This window comes from Candidatus Krumholzibacteriota bacterium (genome assembly GCA_016932415.1).
GTDB lineage: Bacteria > Krumholzibacteriota > Krumholzibacteriia > Krumholzibacteriales > Krumholzibacteriaceae > Krumholzibacterium.
Window position 1 is genome coordinate 281,920 of the sequence record JAFGCX010000010.1, and the last position, 25,308, is coordinate 307,227.

Here is a 25,308-nt window from a genome sequence, read left to right on the forward strand (position 1 = left end):
GATCACCTTTCTAGCGTTTTACCCATTTTACAGCGTCGGCGATTATAAACCGTCCATTGTCAGATTTATCGGTCAGTTCGACTGTCGCGGCCCCCTGAGAAATGTAATAGGATCCGAGGAAATTCCATCCGTCTTCCGATCCGTCAAGTTCCAACTGGGTCTCATCGACTCCATCGTCATGATGGATCATAAAATTGTTACTTCCGTATTCGACCGTATCGTTATGCCGCCCCCACGGAGGCCTGATCCTGGAAATGTAAACATAAATATCGTAGTACCCGCTCTCTCCGAGCTCGGCGTTCCAGGAGACTTTCTTCGTTCCTTTTCCCACATTGGTAAAGTGAGCGGATCGGATATATTTCCCGTAGAATTTCGAATCGGTAGAGATCAGCCATCTTCCCGACGAGCGCCATGAGATCATGCCCACATATTTTTCCTCATCGGAGGGACCGATATCGGGAAGCAGTCTTCTAAGAAGACTTTTTTTCGAGGTCTTGTCGAATTTGAACCCAGGGTCCTCGTTGTCGATGATTATCTCTCCCGGTTCTCCGAGGGAGACTGTCTCGACGCCTTTTTTCTCGCCACTGAAAGGAAGGACTTTCTTTTTAAGCTCAAAATCTTCAAGTCCGACAGTTATGACTGATGGTATGTTTTTGGAAATAAGAGTGTTGATCTCGATATTGCCGGGTTGGTAGTCGAGGACGAATCCAAGTTCCCTTGTCTCCCCGGCTTCGAGCCCGATGAACTCTTCCAGTTCATCATCGCGTTCGCTCCTCGGTATCCTGGGACCGAAGAAACCGCCCCGTCCCTGTCCCATCCTTCTTTTCAAGGTTATCCTGAGCAGTCCCCTGACCGGCTCCGGATTACTTATCCGGGCCTTGACCTGGTATCTTTCCCTGTCGCCGTCAAGCACCTTGTATGAATCGATGTTGCCGATCAGGAAACCGGGGAGTTGCCGGCTTTCGTACCAGTCATCGATCTGCGGCGCGAAATCGAAACCGAATCGCTCCCTGATCCTGTCGATAATCTGATCATCGGTCATCGATCCGAAACGGTTCTCTGTTATCAGACCCGAAAGAAAATCGTTGAACTCCTCCTTTCCCAGGATACTTTCCAGGAGGAGAAAGAGATAATCCCCTTTTGCCTTGATCGCGAAATGCGCCAGGTCGCGTTTATCCCTGTCAGACATGATCTGTTGCAGAGTCTTTTCTCCCAGAGCGAGATTTATCCTTTCGTCGGGGGAGAGTCCCGTTATGAATCGTACAAATGAAGAGGGAGTCCCTTCCATCTTGCCGGCGTAATATGCTTCGAGCGCCATATTGAGGACAGGCCATCTTTCAGATCTGATATTGGTCGTGAAGGTAAGGAAGTTGGGAAAGACGTTGTAGCTGGGAGCGAACGCGAATGGATTTTCATTGTCCCCGAAAGAAAAGAATCCGGAACTGCCGGTCAGGGTGGAATTGACGAAACGGGTCAGGTTGTCCGCCTGCTTTTCCGCGGGAGATGTCGTCTCGTTGCTTCTTTCCCTGCGTCTTTCCATCCTTCGCTGGATCCTTCTGAAATCAATAGCCCTGAAAGAGAGGCCTTTCTCGGGAAGAAGGACCAGTTCCGGCTGCACGATCTCCTGAGCGACAGACCACAGGTGCCGGTAGCTGAAAAAATGGGCCGGTACTTCTATCATGGAGAACTGCTCGAAGGGGTAATCCAGCCCGAGTTCGTTTTCGGTCTCCTGTCGAAAATCGCGTATCATCACTCCCAGCGTATCTCCGATCTCGTTGAAATATTCCGAGAAGAAATCGTGCCCCTTCTTTATGTAGATCGAATACTTTATCGAGTCGACGTTTACCGATATGGGGGAATAATCTCCGATCACCAGCGTCATCGCCGGGATCGGGGACAAGGTTCGGAATGACCATTTGCCGGATGAACGATCCTTGCAGAATCCCTGGGAGACCGCGATCAGGTCCTCCCGCGTCTTTACGTCGAGCTTGAAATATATGAAATCCTTCCGTGATATCTCGGGATGCGAAGGGCTGTACCCCGCTCCCGGAGTAGGATACCAGAGCGATTCGGGTGTCAGCAGAAGGAAATCATCGGTCATGTATGAATATCTCTTGCCCGGGCTCACCGGGCCGGCGTTGTCTATCCGGGCTATCTTTTCCCTGTCTTTTTCGAGGATATCTGCATAGCAGGCATCTTCATCGATCGTCCCCCGGTATTCGACTGTGAAGGTGTCAGTAGCTCCCGGAACAAGGGGGGCGGCGGGTGAGATGACAAGCAGTTGGATATTCCTGGAGAATTCGATTTCTCCGCTCAACCCCCGGACCGATTCGACTTTAAGCCCGGGATTGAGCCTGAAGATATATTCGTCTATCACTGATTCGGTCTGGTTCTCGATCTTCAGCGACGCCGTGGCCGAGATCTTTCCTCCAAGATGTTCCATATCTATCCTGCAGATCCTGGGAGTGACGACCGGTCTGTCTACCATCTCGTCTCCGATAGCGGCGATCCGTTCCCGCATCGAGACACCGGCGCTGATATCATTTATATACAGGAAAGCGAGAACAAGAGCGACTGCGAGAAAAGCGACCGCGCTTATCCTTGAGACTGCCGTCATCATCCTAGATTGGGGAAGACGCTTTATCATCAGGATCGTCACGCTTATGAATGAAAGGCCGAGAAAGAAGTAGATCGAGCGGTGCATTATCAGGCGGCAGGTGTCGCTGAATCCGGTGAAGTCCGAGTATAGAAGAGGCATGTTGTACGCCATGTAATCGAAGAGATGGTGAAATTTTTGAGAGAGATAGAAAAGAGTCAGGGCGATATACCCCAGTACCAGTATGAATGTGATCGCCTGGTTTCTGATAAGCACCATCATAAGAAAGGAGAGTCCCAGGATGAAGACCAGGGTCGGCAGGCTGATGATCAGCGGATAGATAAGGTATGATCCCCACATTATGCCTGTATCGCCCAGGATCAGATGCATCGCCAGTGTAACGAGAAGGACGACGAAATTCAGGCAGAGGAAGATCATCAGTATCCCCGTGGTCTTCCCTATGACGTAATCGCCGTTTGTCATCGATCTCATATAGACGACTTCGGTGGTATCAAGCTTCTTGTCTCTTTTGAGAAAGTCGGATGCGAGAAAAACCGCTATGACGGCCTGGACCGTGTTGAGAAGGAGGATGACTACATATGGGACAGTCGAGGGGATCGCTCTCATGCCCCAAGGTAGCGACGTGACGGGAGAGAGGACCGCGAAAGTCCAGAAACCGAGAAACCCTATCGCGATCATCGAAAAGATCCTGAAAAACCAGCTTCGGAACAGTGTCTTGACCTCGATCCTGGCGACAGCCCAGATATTGTAAAGAGAGATCATCGCTTCAGCCTTTCTTTTACGCGGGAAGCGCGCGGCGCGTCGTCGCGGGGCGCGCGAATGTCACGGATCGTCAGTTATTCTTCGTAGTGTTATGCTCCATGAAATAAACATACGCGTGTTCGAGATTCGGATCGATCTCCGTTCCGGGATAACCGTCGAGCTCTTTTCCCACCACGTCGACTTCCCATCCGTTGGTGGAAGGAAAGGTCGAGATCACCGAATATCTGCTTTTAATATCCTCGAGTTCGCTTTCTACAGCTTCGATCCGCCATACGTGCCCCCTGGTCATCGTTATCAGTTCAGTGGGAGCTCCGCGAAAAACGACCCTGCCTCCGTCGAGAAGGGCCATGTTATGGCATGTGCTTGAGATATCTCCGACAATATGGGTCGACAGGATGATAGTCACGTTCCGGTGGCCCATATCGGCTATCAGGTTCCTGAACCTTATTCTCTCTTCCGGATCGAGACCCGTCGTCGGTTCGTCGACTACTATGATCTTTGGATCTCCTATCAGGGCCTGCGCTATACCGAGCCTGCGCTTCATTCCACCCGAGAGTTTGTTTGCCTGCCGGTCCCTGACATCGAAGAGTCCTACCTGTTCGAGCATCTCATCTACCGCCCGGGTCCTTGTGGCCTTATTCTTCAGTCCGGCCAGGCTCGCCACGTAATCGAGGAATTCCCATGTCTTGAGTTTTGAAAAGAATCTGAAATCCTGCGGAAGATAACCGAGCATGCTTCTGATCTCCCGCCTGTTTCTGAGGATGTCGAGACTGCCGAAACTGATATTTCCCGATGAGGCTTTCATCAGTGTCACGAGAATCCGGATCAGAGTGGTCTTTCCAGCGCCATTAGGTCCGAGCAGGCCGAACATTCCACTCCCTATCTCCAGATTCACGTCGTCCAGCGCCCGTTTCCCTCCCTTGTAGACCATGTTCAGTCCGTTTATGGAGATATTCATCCTGTCCTTTCTTTCTGCGTGGCGGTGACGATCAGGGATCGAACAACTAGCATACGTCGAGTCGGTGTTTATAGTTTCAGTCGCTCTTTACCCTGACGCGGTTTCGTCATTATTTCCTGAAAAGCGAAGAAAGATATCCATCGCCTTCATCGCGCGGTCGATCTTTCTGAAAACAGGGATACCCGCATCTTCCATCATCGCTACCGCGGCATCATATATCCTACCCTCATTCATGCATACGATCACCGGTTTCGCCGTTGAATTGAATAGTCTGATCAGGGTATTGGGATGCGAGCTTTCCCTGGTGATATCCTCATCGTGACCGGGCCCCGCTTCGAGGTTCTCCTGGGTAGCTGTCGCGGCGACGTTCGATATGATTATACAGTCGGTGTTCGCGTCGTCTATTATAGCCCGGACGCATTTTCCGAACTCCGCTGTCGTCACAGCGGGAGTAGTGTCGGTCGGATTATGGATATCGATTATGCCGGCAGGGAGATGCTTCCCCAGGTTCGTCCTGGTCGAGGGAGTGAACTGAGCGAGTACCATCGATCCGAGCCTGTCGGCGGCGACTGAGCATTCATAACCTGCGTCGCTGCATATCCCTACCCTGTTGCCGCCCGGATTCCTTGTCCCAAGCAGAGTGAGGACCTTTACCGCATCTTCAATATCTTCGAGAGTATCGGCCTGATAGACACCTTCTTCGGCGAGGAGCCTGTCGAAGATTTCGTGGTCCGTCGCCATTGCCGCCGTATGGGACGCGGCAGCGGCGGCCCCTTCCGCCGTACGTCCCGTCTTGTAGACTATGATCTTTTTTCCTGAACGGATGATCTCTCTTGAGACATCAAGAAATCTTTTTCCCCCGCCCGGCTTGAACCCCTCGAGGTAGAGGCAGAAAAGATCGGTTCCGGGATCGTCCTTGAGGTTTATCATGTAATCGGTGATCGTCAGGTCGATCTGGTTTCCGACCGACACCATGTAGCGTGGCGAAAAGACCGCCGACAGAGTGCTGATAAGAGTGACAAGCCAGGCGCCGCTCTGGCTCAGTACAGCGGTGGAGCGTCCGAATCTTCCATCGAAAGATATCTTGTACCCGGGAAGAAAGAAGGTGTTGTATCCTCCCGGTCTCGATATTATGCCCATGCAGTTGGGGCCGTTGACGACGGTGCCGCCCCCTTTGCCTCTCCGGCTGTCAGATATCGCTTTCCTGATCTTTCTGTCCAGCTCTTTTCCTTCTTCGAGTTCGCCGAATCCCCCCGATATAAGTATGATCGATTCGGTTATGCCCGAACTGATCAGCTCTTCGAGGAGAGCCGCGGCCGCATCGCCCGCCGGGATCGTAAATATCGTCATGTCGATTTTTTCCGGAAGCTCGCCGAGACTTCTGAACGCTCTGCACCCGTCTATCATCGATTCCTCAGGATGGAGGAGTACGATATCATCTTTTCCTATGGAGCTTCCATCAGACCGAAGATTTGCGAGTATCGTTCTCCCCATATTCATCCTGGTCGCCGAAGCCCCTATTATAAGGATTTTTTCAGGCCTTAAAAGCCGGTCGATCTTCTTCTGGGGCGGGAACAGATCATCTGACCGGCGTCTCGATATCTTTGCCAGGGCGTCAAGGGGTACGAGCTTGCCATCGACGGTTATCTGAAGTGGATTGATCTCAAGTTCCTCGATCGTACCGTAGAAGAGCTCAGAGGGGGGAGAGAACGATTCGGCGAGTGAGGCCATGACTGTGAGGGCTTCTTCTATCTTTCCGGTGTCGATGATCGCTCTTGGAGAGATTCTTGTCGAGCCCGAGATGATCGGGTAGAAAAGGGTCTTCTCAAGATACTTCCCGTTATCGGCAGATTCGAGAACGCGTGACGCCGATCTGATGAAGAGTCCTTTTTCATTTTTCAATCCGTCCTGATAGACTTCCGTGCCTGTGCCACCCAGGCCCATTACGATCACGGGGCCGAAAGATCTGTCCTGCCTGAGCGAAAGCAGAAGCTGCCAGGGGATCGATTCATCTATATCGAGCAGTTCCGCGATAAGCATTCCCGACAGTTCAGCGCCGAGTCTGCCCGCGATATTCGAGAAATCATCAAATACCCTGCCCAGTTCCTTTACATCCTTTTCGACAATTGCAATCCCGCCATGCTCTGAACGGTGGGGGATCTGCGGCGATAGCAACTTGCAGATGACCCTGTCTCCCGGTATCGAGGCGAGATCAGCGGTCAGTATCCCGTTTTTTTCTTCAATATTGAGAAATTCGGGAGTATCGAACCCGATAAGCCGGAATATCCGGTATGCTTTATCCTCGAGCAGATGACCCCGGCCCTTATCAAGTTCAACCGAGATTATCTCCCTGACCTTCTCTACCACTGACCTGTCAGTGATCGGGGGCATCGTTTTTATCCTTTTTGTTGTCGATGCACAGGGCGCTTTTCCGGACAAGCCGCTTGTACTTACCGCAATAAAGAGCGGTAAAGGTACGGCACGCTCCACCGAGGTGTTCTTCCTCGGGGAAAGAACAGTAAGGACAATCGGGAGCGCACCATCTCAGAGCGTCCTTGTGGTTCAGCATCTCTTCCTTTGCATCTAAAGAAAAATTCGTTTCTTCCGAGATACAGGTGTAAGGTATTATATTCAAACAGGCCTCTCTTGTCGAATATTAATGAAGAGGTCTTTCGAATCGATTTGCCGACCGGGGAGTCCTTTGCCTTGATGATAGACAGGAAACATATCGAAAAAGAGATCGATGTCCAGGAAAAGATAGTGTCCGGTCTTAAAAAAGAGATATTCGGTTCGGATAAGTCATCCAGTTCAAGTTATATACGCGAGTTTCAGTCTGAGTTCGCCGGTTACAGAAAGATCGTCGGCACTGATGAGATTATCTCAAGGGCCCTTGCCAGCGATATAGTCTACTTCGGCGATTACCACCCTCTCGATGACAGCCAGGAGTGGGTCCTTTTTCTTGTCAGGGAAATGAAAAAAAAGGGAGCCGATGTAGTCCTTGCCCTCGAGATGCTCTATGAATATCAGCAGGAATCGCTCGACAGGTGGATGAAGGGAAAATACAGCGAAAAGGAATTCCTCAGGGTGATCAATTACGATTCGGAGTGGGGGTTCGACTGGGAGAGTTACAGGCGGATATTCGAGATGGCGAAAGAACCCTTCGTCCCTCTTTTCGGGATTGATTATGAACCCCGGGACCAGCTGAGATTCATAAAACGGCGCGACAGGATGATGGCGCGCAAGATACTATCGATAAGACAGTTTTTCCCTGGCCATACTGTAGTCGTAATGGCCGGCGAATCGCACCTCGCTTCATCTCACCTGCCCGACGAGTTGAGGAAGATCTCTGAGGGGAAGCTCAGGGAACTGGTAATAGTACAGAATATTGACGATATATACTGGGATCTTCTTCGCGAAGGACGCGAGGAAGCCACCGCGGTGATGGTCGCAAGGAACAGGTATTGCGTCTTTACCGCCTCCCCGCTTGTCAAGTACCAGTCGTACAGGGATATAATAGAGAAGTGGAGCGATCAGCCGGTCTCCGAAGCTGTGTCGGGTTCGCTGAAAGAGATGGTCGATAATATTTCCGCGATCCTGCTGGGAAAGGGAGAAGCTCTCGAGGTGGAGATCTCCCGGGACTGGGTCGAACCGGTAGAATCGGTCTTTCCCGAGATCCACTTCAGAAAGACTTATAAATCCTTTTCGACTCTTCTCAGGTCGAAAAAGGTCAGCCTTGGAGGACTTCTTGCCGTCAAGCAGGATCTGCGAAGGACCGGTCTGAGCTATTTTCCCGCCTTGAATATATTTTTAATGCTTCATTTCAACCGGATGAGCGCCGCCGTCGAGGCATCGAGGTTTGTCGTCTACGCTATGAGGGGCGAACTGGGAATGTCAGGCAGGATAAGGAGGAGTATAGAGGACAGGTTCTACGCTTTCGTCATAGAGGAGGCTCTTGCCTGGGCTGGCGCGAGGATCATCAATCCAAGGATCGGCGCGGCCTCAGCCGACGATCTTCTCGGCAGGATAGATGAGGCGGGAGAGGTCTCACGGCCGTTGGACGGTTTTTCCATCGGACAGACGCGGGATATCGCGGCGATGTTGAAATACCATTTCAAATGGGAGAGGGAATGGAAGAAGGGGAGCAGGGTCACCTGCAAGCTTGGTGAGATCCACAGGCTCGAGATAAGAAAAAGGCTTTTTATAATCAAGACTCTTGGAAGGACTCTCGGTGATGCGATCCATAAGGGTTATCGCGAGGGGAAGATAAGGCGCAGGGAACTTCTAAGACTTTTCAGGGATAATTTTTCACATAAAGGATCAGGGATCAAGACCTACATGCGATGGGTCGAAAAAACTTCTCCTCAAAGGGATTTTCGATCAGGCGGGAAAGAGGCCGGGTAGCAGTTTTCCGGTTTTTTTTCGTTTTTGTTTGAATTTTTTCCCCGTAACCCCCAAAATCACCGCAATCCTGGCTCTGATCAAGCTTGGCGCCTGCTGTGCCCGGAGCCTGGACTCGGGGAGCAGCGTTCCACTGCGCGGCGCGATCACCCGTTGGCGCGCGTACTGGTCCGTGTGTGAAGTGATCATATAATGAGGGAGAGAGAAATGGAAGATGCCAGGGACCTTGTCGATCAGACAGTTCTTGTAAGGCTTGATTCGACAGAGGGGCTTGAATTTACCGGCATTGAAAAGGACTGCCCCTTTTTCTGCAAGGTGTCGGCAGTCGATGAGATCGGCATCTGGGTCGAGAACAGGAAATTCGTCACCATAGAACTCAAAGATTCCGGCGGTAAGTGCATACCCGTGAATAAACAGAAGGAAGAGATCAATACGGTGAATTTTCTTCTTCCTTGGCGAAAGGTCCTGACTGTAGTAAAATTTCCCGATATCGACCCCGAAAAATTGGAAAATGAGACAGTCGGATCGCTCGACGGAAGCGACAGAAGAATAGGTTTTCTGAAATAGGTTTTTTCTTTAATACAGGACAGGGATCATATTGAGATCTTCTATCGCAAAGATGATCAGGATCCAGGTGCAGAGGATGCGTCCGGGATCGCTAGTCATAATAAGCTTCCTGATCGCCGCGTTTAGTGGAGCGCTACTTCTGGCGATGCCGATATCATCGACTGGAGATTCCCTTCCTGTTGTCGACGCTCTATTTACATCTACTTCAGCTATATGCGTCACCGGGCTCATCGTCGTCGATACGGGCAGTCAGTTCACCATTTTCGGGAAAGGTGTCATCCTGCTGTTGATCCAGCTTGGAGGACTCGGTGTAATGACTTTTTCGGTTTTTCTCTTCCTTTTTCTCGGCAAGAGCCTGGGGATCCGCGAGAGATGGATAGTGACTGAGACTTTCACTCCGGCCCCGATACGCGACGTGCGAAAACTGATCAGTTCGATATTTATCTTCACCTTCATAGCAGAGGGGCTGGGAGCGCTTTCACTTTTTCTCTTCTGGTATAACGATCTCGGATTTTCCCATGCCGTTCGAAAAGCAGTCTTTCATTCCGTTTCTGCTTTCTGCAACGCCGGGTTTTCGACATACAGGACCAGTTTCATCGATTTCAGGACGAGCGCGTGGCTGAATACGACGATAATACTTCTGATAATAGCCGGTGGCCTCGGTTTTCCAGTGATCTACGAATTCAGGAACAGGATAAGGTACCGCAGGGAGCACAGGCGGGTCCCGGTCTCATTGCACACCAAGATGGTACTTTCGACGACGGCAGTGCTTATTTTGACGGGATGGGTCCTGATATTCATTTTCGAAATGGGCGGGGAACTCTCGTCACTTTCCATCAAGGGAAAGCTTTTCGCGGCTCTTTTTCAATCGGTGACGGCAAGAACGGCCGGTTTCAACACTCTTGATATCCCCCTTATGGGACCGGCGGCTCTTTTCGTGATCGTGATGCTGATGTTCGCGGGAGCCAGCCCCGGATCGTGCGGGGGAGGGATCAAGACGACATCCGTCGCGGTCTTCTTTGCGATCCTGAAGGACAAATTCCGGGGGCGCCATGTGATAAGCATGTTCAGGCGGACGATCCCGGATGATATGATTGCGAGGACGCTTTCGATTTTTTTCCTCGCGGTACTGGTCGTTACGGCCGGGCTGATACTGCTTCTGGTGACGGAGATGGATTCGATGAGATCGGGGAGTGAATTTTTCCTCGCCTATCTGTTTGAAGCAGTATCGGCTTTCGCGACTGTGGGCCTTTCCATGGGGATAACCTCAGCATTGACGGCGGGTGGAAAGATCGTACTGATAGTACTGATGCTACTGGGAAGAGTCGGACTTCTCACGGTAGCTTACGTAATAACAAGACAGGAACACGGCAGGCTATTCAAATATGTGGAAGAAAGGGTTATGATCGGATGACCGGCCCGGTCACCGGGGCGAGGAAAGGATCGGAAATGGCTGGAAAATATACAGTGATAGGATTGGGGAATTTTGGCTTCCACGTGACAAGAACGCTGTTCGAGGATGGCCAGGACGTCATGGGTCTTGATATCGATGAAGAGAGGGTGATGGCAATAAGGCCATATTCCACCCAGGCTATTGTCGGTGACGCGACCCAGAAGGAGATGATAAAGACGCTCGGCCTCGAGGAGATGGATGCCGTGGTCGTCGGTATGGGAGGAAGGACCGAGGCCGCGACCCTGATCACGCTGTATCTCAGGGAGATCGGCGTCAAACGTATCATCGTAAAGGCGACGAATCAGGATCACGGAAAGATCCTGACAGCTGTCGGAGCTACCGATATCATCCATCCGGAGAAGGATATAGCGATAAAGATCGCGAAAAACCTCTCTTCGCCCGATATCCTCGATTTCTTTCCGATGTCGGAGGATTATATGATAGCCGAGATCGCTCCGGTCAACAGTTTCGTAGGCAAGTCTCTCGCCGAACTGCAATTAAGATCGAAATTCAATATCAATATTATAGGCATTAAAGAACTCGTGCCTGAGAACTTCGTCCTCGTACCGGCAGCCGATTTCGTGATAAAACACAGCGATATACTTCTTGTCACCGGCAAGCGGACTGATATTAAAAAGCTGGAAGAGATGAGGGAATGACAGCGGTGGAGGCGCTGAAGAGGTCCCGAGCGCGAAAGAGGAGGGGAGAGAGTCGACTTTGAGACAATTCATCGATTGAGGAGGACAGATGAGAAAATCTACGACAGCTGTGATGATCTTTCTTCTGGCGGGAATCCTCTGGCCGCAGGCGATAAGGGCCGGTATGGGCGTCAGGGTCACGGGTGGTTTTACACATATTTCATACGGTGATTTCAACGACTGGATCGACGGGATGAACACTGATATGGCGGGGATCGCCGAAATGGATAATATCACCTGGATCCCCGAATTCGGCGCTGAATACTACTATTCGATCCTTCCTTCACTCGATGCCGGTATCGGGGTCTCGATGATGTCGGCAGGGTGGAATTTCGATTTCATGTACGGAGAGAACGGGATAGAGCTCGATCATACGGTAAAAGCATATCCGGTGACGGCGACGGTCTATTTCAAACCGCCGGTCCCGTTCGTAAGCATGAAACCATACTGCTACGCTGGCGCGGGTCTCTATTATTCGAAGATCACCTTCAGTCACAGGAGGACTCCTTCCGATCCTGTAGCCGGGTATGATGCCGAACTGACAGACCGCGGATTCGGGACTCATCTCGGTCTCGGGATCGAGTTCCCGGTAATGCCGGCTGTGACTTTTGATCTCGGTTTCAAGATCAGATGGGCCGATCTGAAAGGGTTTGAGGGGACAGCTGAGAATCTTGAAGGGGACAGGAAGGATGTATTTCTCGGCAACGATGACGAAGAGGGATTCGGGCCTGCCGATATCTCGGAAAAGGACAATATAAGTGAAGGTTCTGTCGACCTTGGCGGATATTCGTTTTACGTGGGAGTAACTATCGGATTCTGATGGCGATGTTGAGGGACCGCCATTCTGGCAAGACTGAAAGCGAGAGAGAATGGATATCAGGAGATTTCCAAGGACCTTCTGGGCGGCCAACACTATCGAACTTTTCGAGAGGCTCGCCTATTACGGGATGAACGTGATCCTTGTCCTCTACCTCACCAGGAGAGTAGGTTTCAGCGTCGAGTATTCCGCTTCGATAACCGGGATATTCATAGCATCTCTCTATCTGCTCCCAATACCGACGGGGGCGATTTCCGACAAGATCGGTTTTAAAAACGGCCTCTTCATCGCTTTTTCCGTCCTGGCTCTCGGGTACGCGATACTGGGGCTGATTCCGTCAAAGATGACCGTGCTGATCGCCCTCTCCCTGATCGCGGTGGGAGGCGCTTTCGTCAAACCGGTCATCTCCGGTACGATCAAGAAGACATCTCCCGGCGACCTGTCGAGGATCGGGTTCTCGATATTTTATATGGTTGTCAATATTGGCGGATTCACGGGGAAGATCGTCGCCAAGACGCTTCGCCAGGATCTTGGAAGGTGGATAGCCGCTTCGGACTACGCGAGGCTTAAAGACTGGGTGTACGCCAATGTGCCGCCGTTTGAAATATCTGCCAGCCTCGCCGACAGAGCGGCGTCGCAGAATCCGCCGATGACTCCCGAGGCATTCCTCGATCTGTTGAAATGGCAGGGGTTCGGGATGCAGGTCATATGCCTGTTCTCGGTAGCGATGGCCCTGGTCGCTCTTGCTCTCGTGGCTTTCGCCTACCGTGAACCGGACAGGACCGGCGAACCGGTCCGCTCGGTCTCGGAGACTTTCAGGGATATGTTCAGGTTATTCCTCGATCTCAAATTCGTTTCTTTTATCATCATATTCGCCGGTTTCGACCTGATGTTCTGGCAGCTTTACCTCTCGGTCCCGACCTACATTGTCACGCATATATCGGAGACCGCCCCGATGGAATATATAGTAGCGATCAACCCCGGGATGATAATAGTCTTCCAGATGATCGTCGCGGCGCTTGTCGCAAGGATGAAGCCGATCGGAACCATGGCTCTCGGAATGGCGATCTCGGTGGCTGGGATGATACTGCTGGGATTGTTGCCGACCCTCTGGGGCGCTGTCATAGCGATTGCCGTTTTCGCTCTGGGGGAGATGACCTTCGCTCCGAGATTTCTCGACTACGTCTCGACCCTGGCGCCGAAAGGAAAGATCGGACTCTATCTCGGTTTTGCGTATATGCGCTCTTTTATCGCCAATATGCTCGGCGGACCGCTCTCCGGTTACCTTCTGGGAAAATACTGTCCGGCAGAAGGCGCGAGAGAGCCGTACAAGATGTGGTTCACATTCGCCTTCATAGGAATATTAGCTTTGATAGCGCTATCTGTCTATAACAGGGTCGTCGGCGATCAGACCGGAAAGGAGGAGACAGCCACCGCATGACCCTTACCTCTCCCGATTTTATCGTGCTGGCACTGTATATCGTCCTGGTATTCGGCGTCGGCATTCTCCTCTCAAGCCGCGCATCGCGAAATACTGAAGAGTTCTTCGTTTCGGGACGGTCTCTCCCCTGGTGGATAATAGGTACATCGATGGTCGCTACCACTTTTGCCGCAGATACTCCTCTCGTCGTATCGGGACTGGTGGCAAAAGGCGGGATCTACATGAACTGGATATGGTGGTATTGGGGAATAGCGTCGACGGTAACGGTATTCCTTTTTGCCAGGCTCTGGAAAAGGGCTGGAGTGACTACCGATGTCGAGCTGATCGAACTGAGATATGATGGAAAGCCGGCCGCCGCGCTCCGGTTCTACAGGGCAGGCTGGTTCGGATTCTTTCAGAACGTTCTCGTCATCGCGTGGGTGATGAAAGCGATGGCGAAGATCCTTCTCGTAGTCGCCGGCTGGGACTCGGGGACTGTCATTTTCGGCCTCAGCGCCGAGGTCCTGACTGTCCTGATCCTCTTTTTCATTGTAGTGGCCTATACTGCGATATCGGGCCTGTGGGGTGTGGTGATGACAGACCTTCTTCAGTTCGCGCTGGCGATGGGAGGGTCTGTATATCTCGCCGTTATCTCTTTCAGGAAACTGGGAGGGATAGCGGGCATAACTGAAAGACTGGCAGCTTCGGGAGCCGATCCCGGCAGGATCTTTCAGATCATTCCCGAACGCTCTCCCATCCTCGCGGCGAATCCTTTCACGGAATTCCTCATACTGATACTTGTCGTATGGTGGGCATCGTATTCCGTTGACGGCGGAGGTTATCTCTCTCAGCGGATCTTCGCCGCGAAAAACGAAAGGCACGCCGTATTCGGGTACCTCTGGTTCTGCGTCGCTCATACCGCTCTGCGGCCATGGCCGTGGATAGTCGTGGGGCTCTGTGCCCTCGCCTGGTTCGGCCCGGTCGATGATCCGGAGAGATATTATCCGATGATGATGAAGGAGATGCTGAGGCCCGGGATATTCGGCCTTGTCATAGCGTCTTTTTTTGCCGCTTTCATGTCCACGATAGATACGCAGCTCAACTGGGGTTCTTCCCTTATCGTCAACGATATCCTTCGCAGGTTTCTGTGGAAAGGAAAAAGTGAGAGGGAATATGTCAGGGCGGCTCGTCTTTCAATCATCTTTCTCGCCCTTCTGGGCGCTCTGGCCTCTTTCGCCGTTAATGATATCTCCCTCGCGTGGAAGCTTGTAGTCTCGGTGACAGCCGGTATAGGATCGGTCTACATAGCAAGATGGTACTGGTGGAGAGTCAACGCCTGGTCGGAGATAGCGGCGATGGCGACGGCGATGGCAACGACATTCATCTTCGCTCTCCTGGGGCGCCGCCCTGGTCTCGAAGGGGCCGCGTGGCTTGCTTTTCCATACTCGACCGCCCTTACGGCGGGGCTTTCCATCGTCGTATGGATAGGCGCCACCTTTCTGACCAGGCCGGTCGGTGAAAAGAACCTTGCCCGGTTCTATGGGAAGGTAAGGCCGGGAGGTGTAGGATGGAAAAAGATATACACATCGCCGCTCAATGGTTTCGAAGGAAAAAGGCTGTCGATCAAGGGAGGGTTACGGAGCCTGTCCAACATACTCGCCGGCCTCGTCATGACCTTCGGGACTCTCATCGGGACAGGCCGGCTTATCCTTGGCCATACCGGGTCCGCGATAATCCTTTTTATCTGCGTCGCTGCTTCGGCGTCGGTACTCTTCTTCACGATGAGAAAAAGCATCGGTCCGGCAACCGGAATAGGAGACGAAGTAGATGCAGGTACGCGATCAATACCTGCCTGGAAGGGGAAGTGATAAGATGATATCCGGCATCCGTTGCAGCGCGGGCCGAGCCTTGCTCCTTATCCTGGCCGCTATGACAGTGTCAGTATCGCCCCGTTATTCTAAAGCTCATGGTGCTGGAGCCGGCAATGGAGGAGATCGATCTGCAGGTACTGATCCGCCGAGGATCGATGCTGCGGTGAGGAAAGAGGTGATCGATAAAGTCGCCCTGTATATGAAGGACTTCTATGTTTTTTCCTCCACTGGGGAGATGATGGCTGCGCGTATCAGGATGCTCGACAGGGAGGGAAGGTACGACGCCTTTGATGATGTAAGGGAGTTCTGCGATGAGGTCACCTCTGATCTGAGGGATATCTGTCATGACAGGCATGTATTCGTCTTCCACAGCCCCGAAGAGGCGAAGGAAGTGGCGGCGAGGAAAGGACTTCTGCCTGACGACGAGATCGAGAAGATCGAACTGGCGCACCTCGAAAGGGACAGGCAGGCGAATTTCGGCTTCCAGGCAATCGATATCCTTGACGGGAACCTCGGTTACATAAAGCTGAATTATTTCTCCCGGGCCGATGAAGCCTGCGAGAAGGTGGTAGGAGCTATCGGGCGCCTTGGCGCGACCGACGCTATAATAATAGATCTGCGTGATAACCGAGGTGGAGGTGGAGGAGTCGGTGCCGTACTTTCATCATATTTTTTCTCGTCACGCAAGGTCCAGCTTACCGGGATCTATTACCGCCGCACCGATTCGATTGAACAGTCGTGGACTCTTCCATACCTTCCAGGCAAACGGCTCCCCGAAATCGACCTCTATATACTGACCGGTCCGAAGACCTTCTCCGCGGCAGAGGATTTCAGCTATACGATGAAGCATCTCGGCAGGGCGACAATAGTGGGTGAGAGGACTAAGGGAGGCGCCCACCCTGTCGACGTGATGATCGTAAAGGATGCGATCCTCGTGCAGATATCAATAGGGAATTCGGTCAATCCGATTACTGGTACAAACTGGGAAGGAACAGGAGTTATTCCCGACATAGAAGTCCCGGAAGGCGAAGCTCTTGACAGAGCAATCCTCGTTGCCTTAAAGAAGGTCCTTGACCGGACCGGAGCGGGCAGGAAGAAAGAAAACCTCAGGTCGCTTATCAGATGGATGGAGCAGGAAGCTCTACTCCGAACAGATCCTTAATATCTCGATTATCATCTTCAGCGCCTTCTCCATATCTTCGACCCTGATATGCTCGTCTGTAGAATGTTCGAGCTGCGCCCCGATGCCGATGACAGCCATTTCGATCCCCATATTATTGTAGATCGAAGCGTCGGTGAAACCGGTGATGAAGGTCGTTTTCGCGTCCACGCCCACCGTCTTGAGCGCTTTTTTCGATATCTCGACAGTCAATGAATCGTCGGGGATATCGACCGCCTTGCAGAGGTTGTCCACTATGATATCTGCACTCGCCCCTGACCGTTCGATCTCTTCATGTATGATCCCTACCATCTCGTCGGCGAGTTTCTGGCCTTTGTCATGGTCGAGGCTCCTGCATTCGGCAAGGAAGGATGCGCTGTCGGGGACGCCATTTCTGATCAGGCCGCCTTTTATCACGCCGACGTTCGCCGTCGTTCCGGCGTCGAGCCTTCCGAGTCTCAGAGCGGCAATAGCCCTTGCAGCCGCCTGGATGGCGTTGATACCCTTTTCCGGCTCCATCCCGGCGTGCGCAGCCTTGCCCCTGATATTGACGTCGATGGCAAAATACGAAGGTCCGCCGATCACGATAGTGTCGAGAGTGTCGTTATCGAGAAGAAACCCCATTCTGGCGCTTATCAGCGAAAAATCGAGATTTTTCACGCCGAGAAGACCGACTTCCTCCTGGCGGCTGATCGCGACTTCTACCGGCGGATGGATCCTGGCTACTCTCAGAGCTTCGATCATCTCGGCGATCCCCGCCTTGTCGTCGGCGCCGAGAATAGTATCCCCCTCGGAACGTATCACTCCATCTTTGAGGACCGGTTTGATGTCTTTGCCGGGCATTACCGTGTCGGCGTGGCAGGAAAGCAGGATCGGATCCTTTCCCGTGCAGCCTTTTTCGGGAAATTTCGCCACGAGGTTGCCGTACGCGTCCTTTGTCGCTTCGGCTCCCATACTTTTGAATTCTTTATAGAGGTAATCCATCATCTCAGCTTCATTACCCGATTCGCTTTCTATCTGTACCATCTCCATGAACTGCTTTATCATTCTTTCCGACATCGCGCATCCTCCTCATCGGCCTGACGTGTAGATGACTTCATAAGACGCAGATTCTACACGATCATCACCCGGTTGACAATTATTATCGGCGCCACGCTGCCGGGCGGGGAATCTATATTATTGTCAACTTTGCTCTTGACTTGCGGCGGGCCGTTTGTTATTTATCAAGGTCTGTTTTGGAATTACAGGAGGTCAGGAATAGTGTACGCAGTCATTGATCTGGCTGGCAAACAATTTACAGTGAAACCTGAAGATAATATCAAGGTTCCGCTTCTTGATGTCGAAGTGGGAAGTACTATACAATGTGATAACGTGCTTCTTTATTCGGATGGCGAAGATCTGCGGATCGGCAAACCGAACCTGAGCGGTATCAAGGTAACGGCGGAAGTCGTCCGGCACGCGCGTGACAAGAAGATCATCGTATTCAAGATGAAGCGCAGGAAGAATTATCGCAGGAGGAATGGTCACCGCCAGCATTTTACGCAGTTAAGGATAATGGATATAACCGCCTGAGGCGGTCGGGGAGCTGATATTTATGGCACATAAAAAAGGTGTGGGATCTTCCAGAAATGGCCGCGATACAGCAGGCAGAAGGCTCGGCGCCAAGCGCGCTTCGGGTCAGGAAATCCTGGCGGGGACGATAATCGTCCGTCAGCGCGGAACGAAGATCCATCCCGGAGCCAACGTGGCAAAGGGAAGCGATGATACTCTCTATGCCCTGATCGATGGCCGCGTCCAGTTCGAACGATACGGCAGGTCAAGGAAGAAAGTGAGCGTCTACGCAAGTTAAAGACGTGGTCGTCGTGAATCGTTGTAAATATAATTTGAAGGACCTGATGGAAAAAGGGATTTTCCGTCAGGTTTTTTTTGTCCAGGAGGTGAATGATGATACTAAGGTATCTCGGGCATTCGTCGTTCGAGCTCCGGCTCGGGGATGGAAGAAAGATCATCTTCGATCCTTACGAGGCTGGTTCGTATGACGGGGCGGTCGGGTTCGACCGGATAACGGAAAAGTACGACATAGCGGTGGTAAGCCACGATCACCCCGACCATGCTTCCAGAAGGGTGATCGAGGATGCAGGCAGTCTCGTCGACAGCGCGGGCAGGGTCGATCTCGGCGGTGTGGTGATAGAATCGTTCAGTGTTTATCACGACGAGAGTTCGGGAAGCGAACGGGGAGTCAACCTTGTCTCCATAATAGAGGCGGATGGCTTGAGGATCGCTCATCTCGGTGACCTGGGACATCCGATATCCGTTCCGGATCTGCCCGCTCTCGAGGGAGTCGATGTCATTCTTATCCCGGTCGGAGGATATTTCACGATAGATGCCAGGGCGGCAGCAGCCATAGTGCGGGAATTCGAGCCAAAGATAGCGATCCCGATGCATTTCAAGACGGAAAAACTAGGGTTTCCTATCGCCGGGGTTGATAATTTTACCGATTTGATGGATAATGTCGAGATCGCGGGTAAATGCGAGATGGAGATATCCGTCAGTATGCTTTCCGGCCCGAGAAAGGTCGTCGTGCTGGATCCCGCGTTATAAAAAGTCGATGAAATGGAGGGAAAGGATGAGAGAGCTCGAAGTGGCGGAGATCATCAGGGTGGTCGAGCGCCTCTGCAGGGAGGCTAATTTCGAACTCGAAGATGATGTTCAGAAAGCGCTGGAAGCGGCGTACGAAAAAGAAGAATCCCCGGCCGGCAAAGAAGTGCTTCGCCAGATCGTGGAGAACTCGCAGATAGCAAGGACGGAGCAGATACCGATGTGTCAGGATACCGGCCTCGCGGTGATTTTCGCCGAGCTTGGCCAGGACCTGCATATAACCGGCGGTGATTTCGAAGGGGCTATCAATGAAGGAGTGAAGCAGGGATATACTAATGGATACCTGCGAAAATCGTCCCTCGCCGATCCGATCAGGGGAGGAAACACCGGTGATAATACTCCGGCGGTGATCCACCTGACCCTTGTCCCCGGCGACAGGCTGAAGCTGTGGGTAGTGCCGAAGGGTGGAGGAAGCGAGAACATGAGCCGCATAGCGATGATGAAACCTGCCGACGGAGTCGAGGGGATCAAGAAATTCGTCGTGGACAATATAAGGGCCGCTTCGGGAAATCCCTGCCCGCCGGTGATAGTCGGGATAGGTATAGGCGGGACATTTGAAAGGTGCGCGCTCCTTGCCAAGAAAGCTCTCCTCAGGGAGATCGGCAGCGAGCATAAGGATCCATATTACGCCGACCTGGAAAAGGAACTTCTCCGCATGGTCAATGATGTCGGTGTCGGTCCGATGGGATTCGGCGGTGTCACTACCGCTCTGGCTGTTCATATAGAAGTGGCTCCGAGGCATATAGCCTCCTTTCCCGTATCGATGAACCTTAACTGCCACGCCGCGAGGCATAAATATATAGAGCTGTAGAAAGAAGAAAGGTGAGAGATGGCTGAATATTCATTGAAGACTCCCCTGAAGGATGAGGATATAAAAAAACTCAGGGCGGGAGACAAGGTCTCCCTCTCAGGGACGGTCTATACGGCTAGAGACGCCGCGCACGCCAGGCTCGTCGCGTTGATAGAAGAGGGAAAAGAGCTTCCATTCGAGCTTGAAGGGCAGGTCATATATTATGTGGGACCGTCTCCCACGCCGCCGGGAAAGGCTATAGGTTCGGCCGGACCGACGACGAGCTACCGGATGGACCCTTACGCTCCGGTGCTTCTCGATAACGGCCTTAAGGGTATGATAGGCAAGGGGGCGAGAAACGAAGCGGTCGTCGATTCGATGAAAAAGAATACGGCGGTCTATTTCGCCGCCACCGGAGGAGCGGCGGCCCTGATATCAAGGTCGATTACCTCGGCAGAGGTAGTTGCCTACGAAGACCTCGGCGCTGAAGCGATAAGAAGGCTGACGGTAAAGGATTTTCCCCTTATCGTCGCGCAGGACTGCCTGGGCGGTAATGTCTACGAAGAGGGCCAGAAGAAATTCAGGAAGATCTGAGCTTTTGATGATCACCGGTCGGCTGGACGGTGAAAGAGAGACGGGATAGGCAGGTTACTGGATTTTCGTCGGGAGAAGTCATTGAACGGGACAGGCGTGCTGATAATAATCCCCGCCCGGTACGGGTCGACAAGATTCCCCGGCAAGCCGCTGGCGCTGATAGACGGCAGAGAAATGATCCTCCATGTAGTTGATGGAGCAACGAGGGTGAAAAATGCCGACAGGGTGATCGTCGCTACTGACGACGAGAGGATCGCCGGGATCGTCCGCGCGAACGGTGCTGAAGCGATAATGACATCCGCTTCCCATGAAAACGGCACGTCAAGAGTCTGTGAAGTCGCTTCCGGGCTGGATTATCAGATAATCGTCAATCTCCAGGGAGATGAACCTCTCGTTCCGGTGACAGGCCTGGAGGATCTGATAGGCGCGATGGCATCTGATGAAAGTATCGTTATGGGTACGCTCGCATCCGAGTCGGATGACCGCGAGGCTTTCAAAAGCCGCCAGGTAGTAAAGGTAGCCGCGTCGATCTCGGGAGATGCCCTGTATTTCTCCCGGTCCCCACTCCCTTCAGGCGCTGGAAAGTTCCTCCGTCATGTCGGTGTCTATGTTTTCAGGAAAGATTTCCTCCTCGGCTACGGAAACCTGGAGAGAGGACCCCTTGAAAAGAGAGAGGATCTCGAACAGCTCAGGGCTCTGGAAAACGGATATAATATCCGGATAATAAGGTGCGATGAAAAAAGTACGGGTGTCGATACTCCCGAAGATATAAAAAGAGTTGAAAAAATAATCAGAAAAAGTTAAGGTCTCTTCGACCTGAAAAGATTCGCTCTGGCTGATACCGATTGCTGAGGGGTAGATTGGGAAAGAAGACGAAATATATATTTGTCACCGGTGGGGTGGTCTCATCTCTTGGAAAGGGTATCGCTGCTTCTTCTCTCGGGCTTCTTCTCAAGCAGAGAGGCCTGAACGTCGTACTTCAGAAATTCGATCCATATCTCAATGTCGATCCAGGCACGATGAGTCCTTTCCAGCATGGCGAAGTCTTCGTGACAGACGACGGCGCCGAAACCGATCTCGACCTTGGACATTACGAGCGGTTCATAGACCGCTCTCTCGGCCAGAGGTCCAATGTCACGACCGGACAGGTATACGAAGCGATCATCAACCGTGAGAGAGCCGGAGGCTATCTCGGCAGGACGGTCCAGGTCGTCCCGCATGTGACCGATGAGATAAAGAACCGTATTCTGATGGCAGCCAGGGATGGCGAAGGCGTAGATGTAGTGATCACCGAAGTCGGGGGTACGACGGGGGATATCGAGGGACTTCCTTTCATCGAAGCGATCAGGCAACTCAGGCTCGACCTGGGGCGCGAGAACGTACTCTATATCCATCTGACCCTTGTGCCATATATCAAGGCAGCCCAGGAGATCAAGACGAAACCGACTCAGCACAGCGTCAAGGGCCTCAGGGAGATCGGCATCCAGCCCGATATCCTTATCTGCCGGTCCGAGACATCTCTTGAAAAAGATGTCCGCGCGAAGATCGCTCTTTTCTGCAGTGTCGAGGAAAAGGCAGTTATAGAAGCGGTCGATGCGAGATCGATATATCATGTACCCCTTCTTTTCCATGAACAGGACCTCGACGATATAGTCGTCGAGAAGCTCGGCCTCGATTGTCCCTCTCCCGATCTGGAAGAGTGGGAACGTATGGTCGAGAAGATATATACTGCGAGCGAGAATGTAGACATAGCGATAGTCGGCAAATATATACAGATTGTCGACGCTTACAAGAGTATCATTGAGTCGTTCATCCATGCCGGCGTCGCCAACGACGTCAAGGTGAGGATAAGGTGGGTCGACGCTGAAAAGATCGAGGAAAACGGAGCCGGAACATACCTCGATGGTGTCCACGGAGTCCTGGTGCCGGGAGGATTCGGCGATCGCGGGATCAATGGAAAGATCAACGCCGTGAAATACGCCAGGATGAACGGGATACCATTTCTCGGGATATGTCTGGGGCTTCAATGCGCTGTTATAGAGTTCGCCAGAAATGTATGCGGTATAGAGGCGGGAAGCAGCGAATTCGATCCCGATTGCGCCGATCCGGTGATCGATCTGATGCTGGAGCAGAGAGGCAATTCGAAGATGGGCGGCACGATGAGGCTCGGCGCCTATCCCTGCCACCTGAAGGAAGATACTCTCGCAGCGAGGCTATATGACGAAAATATAATAAGCGAGCGCCACAGGCACCGCTGGGAAGTCAACAATGATTACAGGGAATTACTCGTCTCGAAAGGGCTTGTGATCTCGGGGCTTTCACCCGAAGGAGACCTTGTCGAGATCGTAGAGTTGGAAGACCATCCATATTTTATAGCAGTGCAGTTCCATCCCGAGCTCAAATCCCGCCCGATGAACGCCCATCCCCTTTTCAGGGGACTTGTTGGTGCCGCGAAAGAACTGAGCCGCTCTGGCGCCGCTCCATTTAATACTACCGCGGCGAGCAGCGAAAGCTGACCGGAGGGGTTATGGATCCCGTTAAAATAGGAGATCAGACTTTTCTGCCCGGAAAGGTCCCGTTGCTTGTCGCCGGGCCCTGCGTGATCGAGGATGAGGATGATCTGATGAGGATAGCCGAAGCGGCGGCGGGAGCTGCCGCAAAAGCCGGCTTCTTCTTTGTCTTCAAGGCAAGTTACCTTAAGGACAACAGGTCTTCCCTGCAGTCTTACACCGGGCCTGGGCTTGAAAAGGGACTCGCTCTTCTCGAGCGGGTGAAACGGGAAATGAACGTTCCCCTGCTGACCGATGTACATTGCCGGAGCGAAGTCGGACCGGTCGCCGAGGTCTGTGATATTATCCAGATACCGGCTTTTCTCGTGCGCCAGACCAGACTTGTCGTAGAAGCTGCCGGCACCGGACGTATCGTCAACCTGAAGAAGGGTCAGTTCCTTTCACCTGAAGATATGGGTAACGCGGTGGAAAAGGCTGAAAAGAGCGGAGCGGGAGGGGTCTTTGTGACGGAGAGAGGGACTTCGTTCGGTTACAACAACCTGGTTGTCGATATGACGTCGTTCATCCGAATGAAGAAATTTGATGTGCCTCTTGTTTTCGATGCGACCCATTCGCTTCAACTTCCCGGAGGACTTGGCGACAGGTCGGGCGGCAGGCCGGCGATGGCGAAGAGTCTCGCGATGGCAGCGGTCGCTGCCGGATGCGATGGATTGTTCATAGAGACCCACTTCAATCCCCTCAGCTGCAGCTGCGACGCGGAAGTGATGCTTCCATTGGATCAGTTGCAGGACCTGCTCGACTCCGCGGCGAGGATATTCGAAGCCCGGGAGGGATGACTCCGGGCGAACAAGATCCCGACTGGGGGAATCGATGGCAAGGCAATGGAGATGATATGTCGGAGAAAAACGGCGATAAAAGCATAATCGAGATCGGCAGGGAAGTCCTTTCTCTGGAGATCGAAGGTCTCCAATCCCTCTATGACAGCATCGATGGCGATTTCGAGAAGGCAGTCGGGCTCATCCTTTCATGCTCCGGGAAGGTTATAGTATGCGGAATCGGTAAATCGGGGATCATAGCGAGAAAGATCGCGGCGACTTTCAGCAGCACAGGGACCCCTTCTGTCTTCCTTCACCCGGTAGAGGCTGCCCACGGGGATATGGGGATGATGACATCTGATGATCTTCTTCTCGCGGTAAGCAAGAGCGGAGGGGATGATGAGTTCTCGAGGATACTCCCGTTCATAAAGAATATAGGGATAAGCCTGATCTCGATCACCGGCAGCCTCGATTCCCCCCTGGCCAGGCAGAGCGACGTGATCCTGCCTGTCAATATCGCGGGGGAGGCTTGTCCGATGGATATCGTTCCGACTACCAGCACTACCGCTTCGCTTGTTCTCGGAGACGCGCTGGCAGTCGCGGTCTTCAGAAGCAGGGATTTCAGCAGGGACGATTTCGCGAGGCTTCATCCCGGGGGGATACTCGGTAAACGGCTCATCGTTACGACAGGGGAACTGATGCATAGTGGAGAGGAGATGCCCCTGGTAGGGATCGACACTCTTCTCAAGGACGCGCTATTCGAGATCTCGGAGAAACGGCTTGGTTGTACGGGCGTCATAGACTCTGATGGCAGGCTTGCCGGAATGATAACAGATGGCGATATAAAACGATTCCTGATAAAAGACCCGAATGCCCTCGGATCGAGAGTATCGGAACTGATGACTCCCGATCCAAGGACGACGCGGTCCGACCATCTTGCCGTTAAAGCTCTTGAAGATATGGAGATGAATCCGGGCGGACCGATAACACAGCTTTTCGTGATCGATGACGATGGAAAGCCGGTAGGATTGATCCATCTGCATGATATCCTGAGGGCGGGATTAAAATAATCGTTTTAACTTCTTTTATTCCACGAAGATAAGCCTCTTTTGGACTGGCATACATATTGCTTGACTATCCTTTACGCGTGTGTTATATCTGATGTGAAAGTAAGCTTTTTTCCTGTGTTGTCAACAGGTTACACGAATAAGAGATCCAGGC

At 52.4% G+C, this 25,308-nt stretch carries 22 protein-coding genes; 17 read left to right on the top strand and 5 right to left on the bottom strand.

What is annotated here, in order from left to right; genetic code table 11:
• Positions 1-10: 10 nt before the first annotated feature.
• From JW814_04045 to JW814_04060, 4 genes are all read right to left on the bottom strand, one after another.
• Positions 11-3,379, bottom strand: a complete 3,369-nt coding sequence (locus tag JW814_04045; protein ID MBN2070609.1) for a hypothetical protein — start codon at positions 3,377-3,379, stop codon at positions 11-13.
• Positions 3,380-3,449: 70 nt separating this feature from the next.
• Positions 3,450-4,337 (bottom strand): ABC transporter ATP-binding protein, encoded by an 888-nt coding sequence (locus tag JW814_04050; GenBank protein MBN2070610.1) that lies wholly within the window; start codon positions 4,335-4,337, stop codon positions 3,450-3,452.
• A gap of 87 nt (positions 4,338-4,424) precedes the next feature.
• Positions 4,425-6,728 carry an acetate--CoA ligase family protein gene (locus tag JW814_04055; GenBank protein ID MBN2070611.1) on the bottom strand — a complete coding sequence of 768 codons (2,304 nt, stop codon included), beginning with the start codon at positions 6,726-6,728 and terminating at the stop codon, positions 4,425-4,427.
• Positions 6,712-6,972: a hypothetical protein gene (locus JW814_04060; GenBank protein ID MBN2070612.1), complete on the bottom strand. Its 261-nt coding sequence runs from the start codon at positions 6,970-6,972 to the stop codon at positions 6,712-6,714. Before JW814_04060 ends, JW814_04055 begins: the two co-directional genes overlap by 17 nt.
• 74 nt (positions 6,973-7,046) lie before the next feature.
• Between JW814_04060 and JW814_04065 the strand changes: the two genes are divergently transcribed.
• The 8 genes from JW814_04065 (at position 7,047) to JW814_04100 (ending at position 16,723) form a co-directional block, all read left to right on the top strand.
• Positions 7,047-8,738 (top strand): ChaN family lipoprotein, encoded by a 1,692-nt coding sequence (locus tag JW814_04065; protein ID MBN2070613.1) that lies wholly within the window; start codon positions 7,047-7,049, stop codon positions 8,736-8,738.
• A gap of 204 nt (positions 8,739-8,942) precedes the next feature.
• Positions 8,943-9,302 (top strand): hypothetical protein, encoded by a 360-nt coding sequence (locus JW814_04070; GenBank protein ID MBN2070614.1) that lies wholly within the window; start codon positions 8,943-8,945, stop codon positions 9,300-9,302.
• 31 nt (positions 9,303-9,333) lie between these two features.
• Positions 9,334-10,716: a potassium transporter gene (locus tag JW814_04075; protein MBN2070615.1), complete on the top strand. Its 1,383-nt coding sequence runs from the start codon at positions 9,334-9,336 to the stop codon at positions 10,714-10,716.
• Between the two features lie 35 nt (positions 10,717-10,751).
• Positions 10,752-11,414 (top strand): TrkA family potassium uptake protein, encoded by a 663-nt coding sequence (locus tag JW814_04080; GenBank protein MBN2070616.1) that lies wholly within the window; start codon positions 10,752-10,754, stop codon positions 11,412-11,414.
• A gap of 88 nt (positions 11,415-11,502) precedes the next feature.
• The gene (locus JW814_04085; GenBank protein ID MBN2070617.1) at positions 11,503-12,273 is read left to right on the top strand and encodes an outer membrane beta-barrel protein; all 771 of its coding nucleotides are present in this window, start codon (positions 11,503-11,505) and stop codon (positions 12,271-12,273) included.
• 49 nt (positions 12,274-12,322) lie between these two features.
• The gene (locus JW814_04090; GenBank protein ID MBN2070618.1) at positions 12,323-13,711 is read left to right on the top strand and encodes an MFS transporter; all 1,389 of its coding nucleotides are present in this window, start codon (positions 12,323-12,325) and stop codon (positions 13,709-13,711) included.
• A complete protein-coding gene (locus JW814_04095) occupies positions 13,708-15,558 on the top strand; it encodes a Na+:solute symporter (GenBank protein MBN2070619.1) in 1,851 nt (616 codons plus the stop codon). Before JW814_04090 ends, JW814_04095 begins: the two co-directional genes overlap by 4 nt.
• Positions 15,518-16,723, top strand: a complete 1,206-nt coding sequence (locus tag JW814_04100) for a S41 family peptidase (GenBank protein ID MBN2070620.1) — start codon at positions 15,518-15,520, stop codon at positions 16,721-16,723. The genes JW814_04095 and JW814_04100 overlap by 41 nt, the downstream gene beginning before the upstream one ends.
• Here JW814_04100 and JW814_04105 read toward each other — a convergent pair.
• Positions 16,703-17,779: a M20/M25/M40 family metallo-hydrolase gene (locus JW814_04105; protein ID MBN2070621.1), complete on the bottom strand. Its 1,077-nt coding sequence runs from the start codon at positions 17,777-17,779 to the stop codon at positions 16,703-16,705. The genes JW814_04100 and JW814_04105 overlap by 21 nt on opposite strands.
• A 201-nt stretch (positions 17,780-17,980) precedes the next feature.
• On the opposite strand from JW814_04105, the gene rplU reads away from it, so the two are divergent.
• The 9 genes from rplU to JW814_04150 all read left to right on the top strand — a co-directional run bounded on the left by rplU (position 17,981) and on the right by JW814_04150 (position 25,157).
• A complete protein-coding gene (gene rplU / locus JW814_04110; protein ID MBN2070622.1) occupies positions 17,981-18,292 on the top strand; it encodes a 50S ribosomal protein L21 in 312 nt (103 codons plus the stop codon).
• Positions 18,293-18,314: 22 nt separating this feature from the next.
• Positions 18,315-18,569 (top strand): 50S ribosomal protein L27, encoded by a 255-nt coding sequence (gene rpmA, locus JW814_04115; GenBank protein MBN2070623.1) that lies wholly within the window; start codon positions 18,315-18,317, stop codon positions 18,567-18,569.
• A 95-nt stretch (positions 18,570-18,664) separates the two neighbouring features.
• The gene (locus JW814_04120) at positions 18,665-19,321 is read left to right on the top strand and encodes an MBL fold metallo-hydrolase (protein ID MBN2070624.1); all 657 of its coding nucleotides are present in this window, start codon (positions 18,665-18,667) and stop codon (positions 19,319-19,321) included.
• Between the two features lie 25 nt (positions 19,322-19,346).
• Entirely contained in the window at positions 19,347-20,189 is an 843-nt protein-coding gene (locus JW814_04125; GenBank protein ID MBN2070625.1) for a fumarate hydratase, read from the top strand.
• Between the two features lie 18 nt (positions 20,190-20,207).
• Positions 20,208-20,762 (top strand): Fe-S-containing hydro-lyase, encoded by a 555-nt coding sequence (locus tag JW814_04130; GenBank protein MBN2070626.1) that lies wholly within the window; start codon positions 20,208-20,210, stop codon positions 20,760-20,762.
• Positions 20,763-20,858: 96 nt separating this feature from the next.
• Positions 20,859-21,566 (top strand): 3-deoxy-manno-octulosonate cytidylyltransferase, encoded by a 708-nt coding sequence (kdsB, locus tag JW814_04135; protein MBN2070627.1) that lies wholly within the window; start codon positions 20,859-20,861, stop codon positions 21,564-21,566.
• 56 nt (positions 21,567-21,622) lie between these two features.
• Entirely contained in the window at positions 21,623-23,278 is a 1,656-nt protein-coding gene (locus JW814_04140; protein MBN2070628.1) for a CTP synthase, read from the top strand.
• Between the two features lie 11 nt (positions 23,279-23,289).
• A complete protein-coding gene (gene kdsA / locus JW814_04145; protein MBN2070629.1) occupies positions 23,290-24,108 on the top strand; it encodes a 3-deoxy-8-phosphooctulonate synthase in 819 nt (272 codons plus the stop codon).
• 56 nt (positions 24,109-24,164) lie between these two features.
• Entirely contained in the window at positions 24,165-25,157 is a 993-nt protein-coding gene (locus JW814_04150; GenBank protein ID MBN2070630.1) for a KpsF/GutQ family sugar-phosphate isomerase, read from the top strand.
• Positions 25,158-25,308 lie beyond the last annotated feature (151 nt).

Excerpts from the sequence above, each read along its gene's own strand:
- JW814_04100 (MBN2070620.1), top strand. The coding sequence starts at position 15,518 with ATGCAGGTACGCGATCAATACCTGCCTGGAAGGGGAAGTGATAAGATG.
- JW814_04070 (MBN2070614.1), top strand. The coding sequence starts at position 8,943 with ATGGAAGATGCCAGGGACCTTGTCGATCAGACAGTTCTTGTAAGGCTT.
- JW814_04150 (MBN2070630.1), top strand. The coding sequence starts at position 24,165 with ATGTCGGAGAAAAACGGCGATAAAAGCATAATCGAGATCGGCAGGGAA.
- JW814_04130 (MBN2070626.1), top strand. The coding sequence starts at position 20,208 with ATGGCTGAATATTCATTGAAGACTCCCCTGAAGGATGAGGATATAAAA.
- JW814_04045 (MBN2070609.1), bottom strand. The coding sequence starts at position 3,379 with ATGATCTCTCTTTACAATATCTGGGCTGTCGCCAGGATCGAGGTCAAG.
- JW814_04095 (MBN2070619.1), top strand. The coding sequence starts at position 13,708 with ATGACCCTTACCTCTCCCGATTTTATCGTGCTGGCACTGTATATCGTC.
- JW814_04105 (MBN2070621.1), bottom strand. The coding sequence starts at position 17,779 with ATGTCGGAAAGAATGATAAAGCAGTTCATGGAGATGGTACAGATAGAA.
- JW814_04120 (MBN2070624.1), top strand. The coding sequence starts at position 18,665 with ATGATACTAAGGTATCTCGGGCATTCGTCGTTCGAGCTCCGGCTCGGG.
- JW814_04050 (MBN2070610.1), bottom strand. The coding sequence starts at position 4,337 with ATGAATATCTCCATAAACGGACTGAACATGGTCTACAAGGGAGGGAAA.
- JW814_04125 (MBN2070625.1), top strand. The coding sequence starts at position 19,347 with ATGAGAGAGCTCGAAGTGGCGGAGATCATCAGGGTGGTCGAGCGCCTC.
- JW814_04080 (MBN2070616.1), top strand. The coding sequence starts at position 10,752 with ATGGCTGGAAAATATACAGTGATAGGATTGGGGAATTTTGGCTTCCAC.
- JW814_04090 (MBN2070618.1), top strand. The coding sequence starts at position 12,323 with ATGGATATCAGGAGATTTCCAAGGACCTTCTGGGCGGCCAACACTATC.
- JW814_04065 (MBN2070613.1), top strand. The coding sequence starts at position 7,047 with ATGATAGACAGGAAACATATCGAAAAAGAGATCGATGTCCAGGAAAAG.
- rpmA (MBN2070623.1), top strand. The coding sequence starts at position 18,315 with ATGGCACATAAAAAAGGTGTGGGATCTTCCAGAAATGGCCGCGATACA.
- JW814_04055 (MBN2070611.1), bottom strand. The coding sequence starts at position 6,728 with ATGCCCCCGATCACTGACAGGTCAGTGGTAGAGAAGGTCAGGGAGATA.
- JW814_04085 (MBN2070617.1), top strand. The coding sequence starts at position 11,503 with ATGAGAAAATCTACGACAGCTGTGATGATCTTTCTTCTGGCGGGAATC.
- kdsA (MBN2070629.1), top strand. The coding sequence starts at position 23,290 with ATGGATCCCGTTAAAATAGGAGATCAGACTTTTCTGCCCGGAAAGGTC.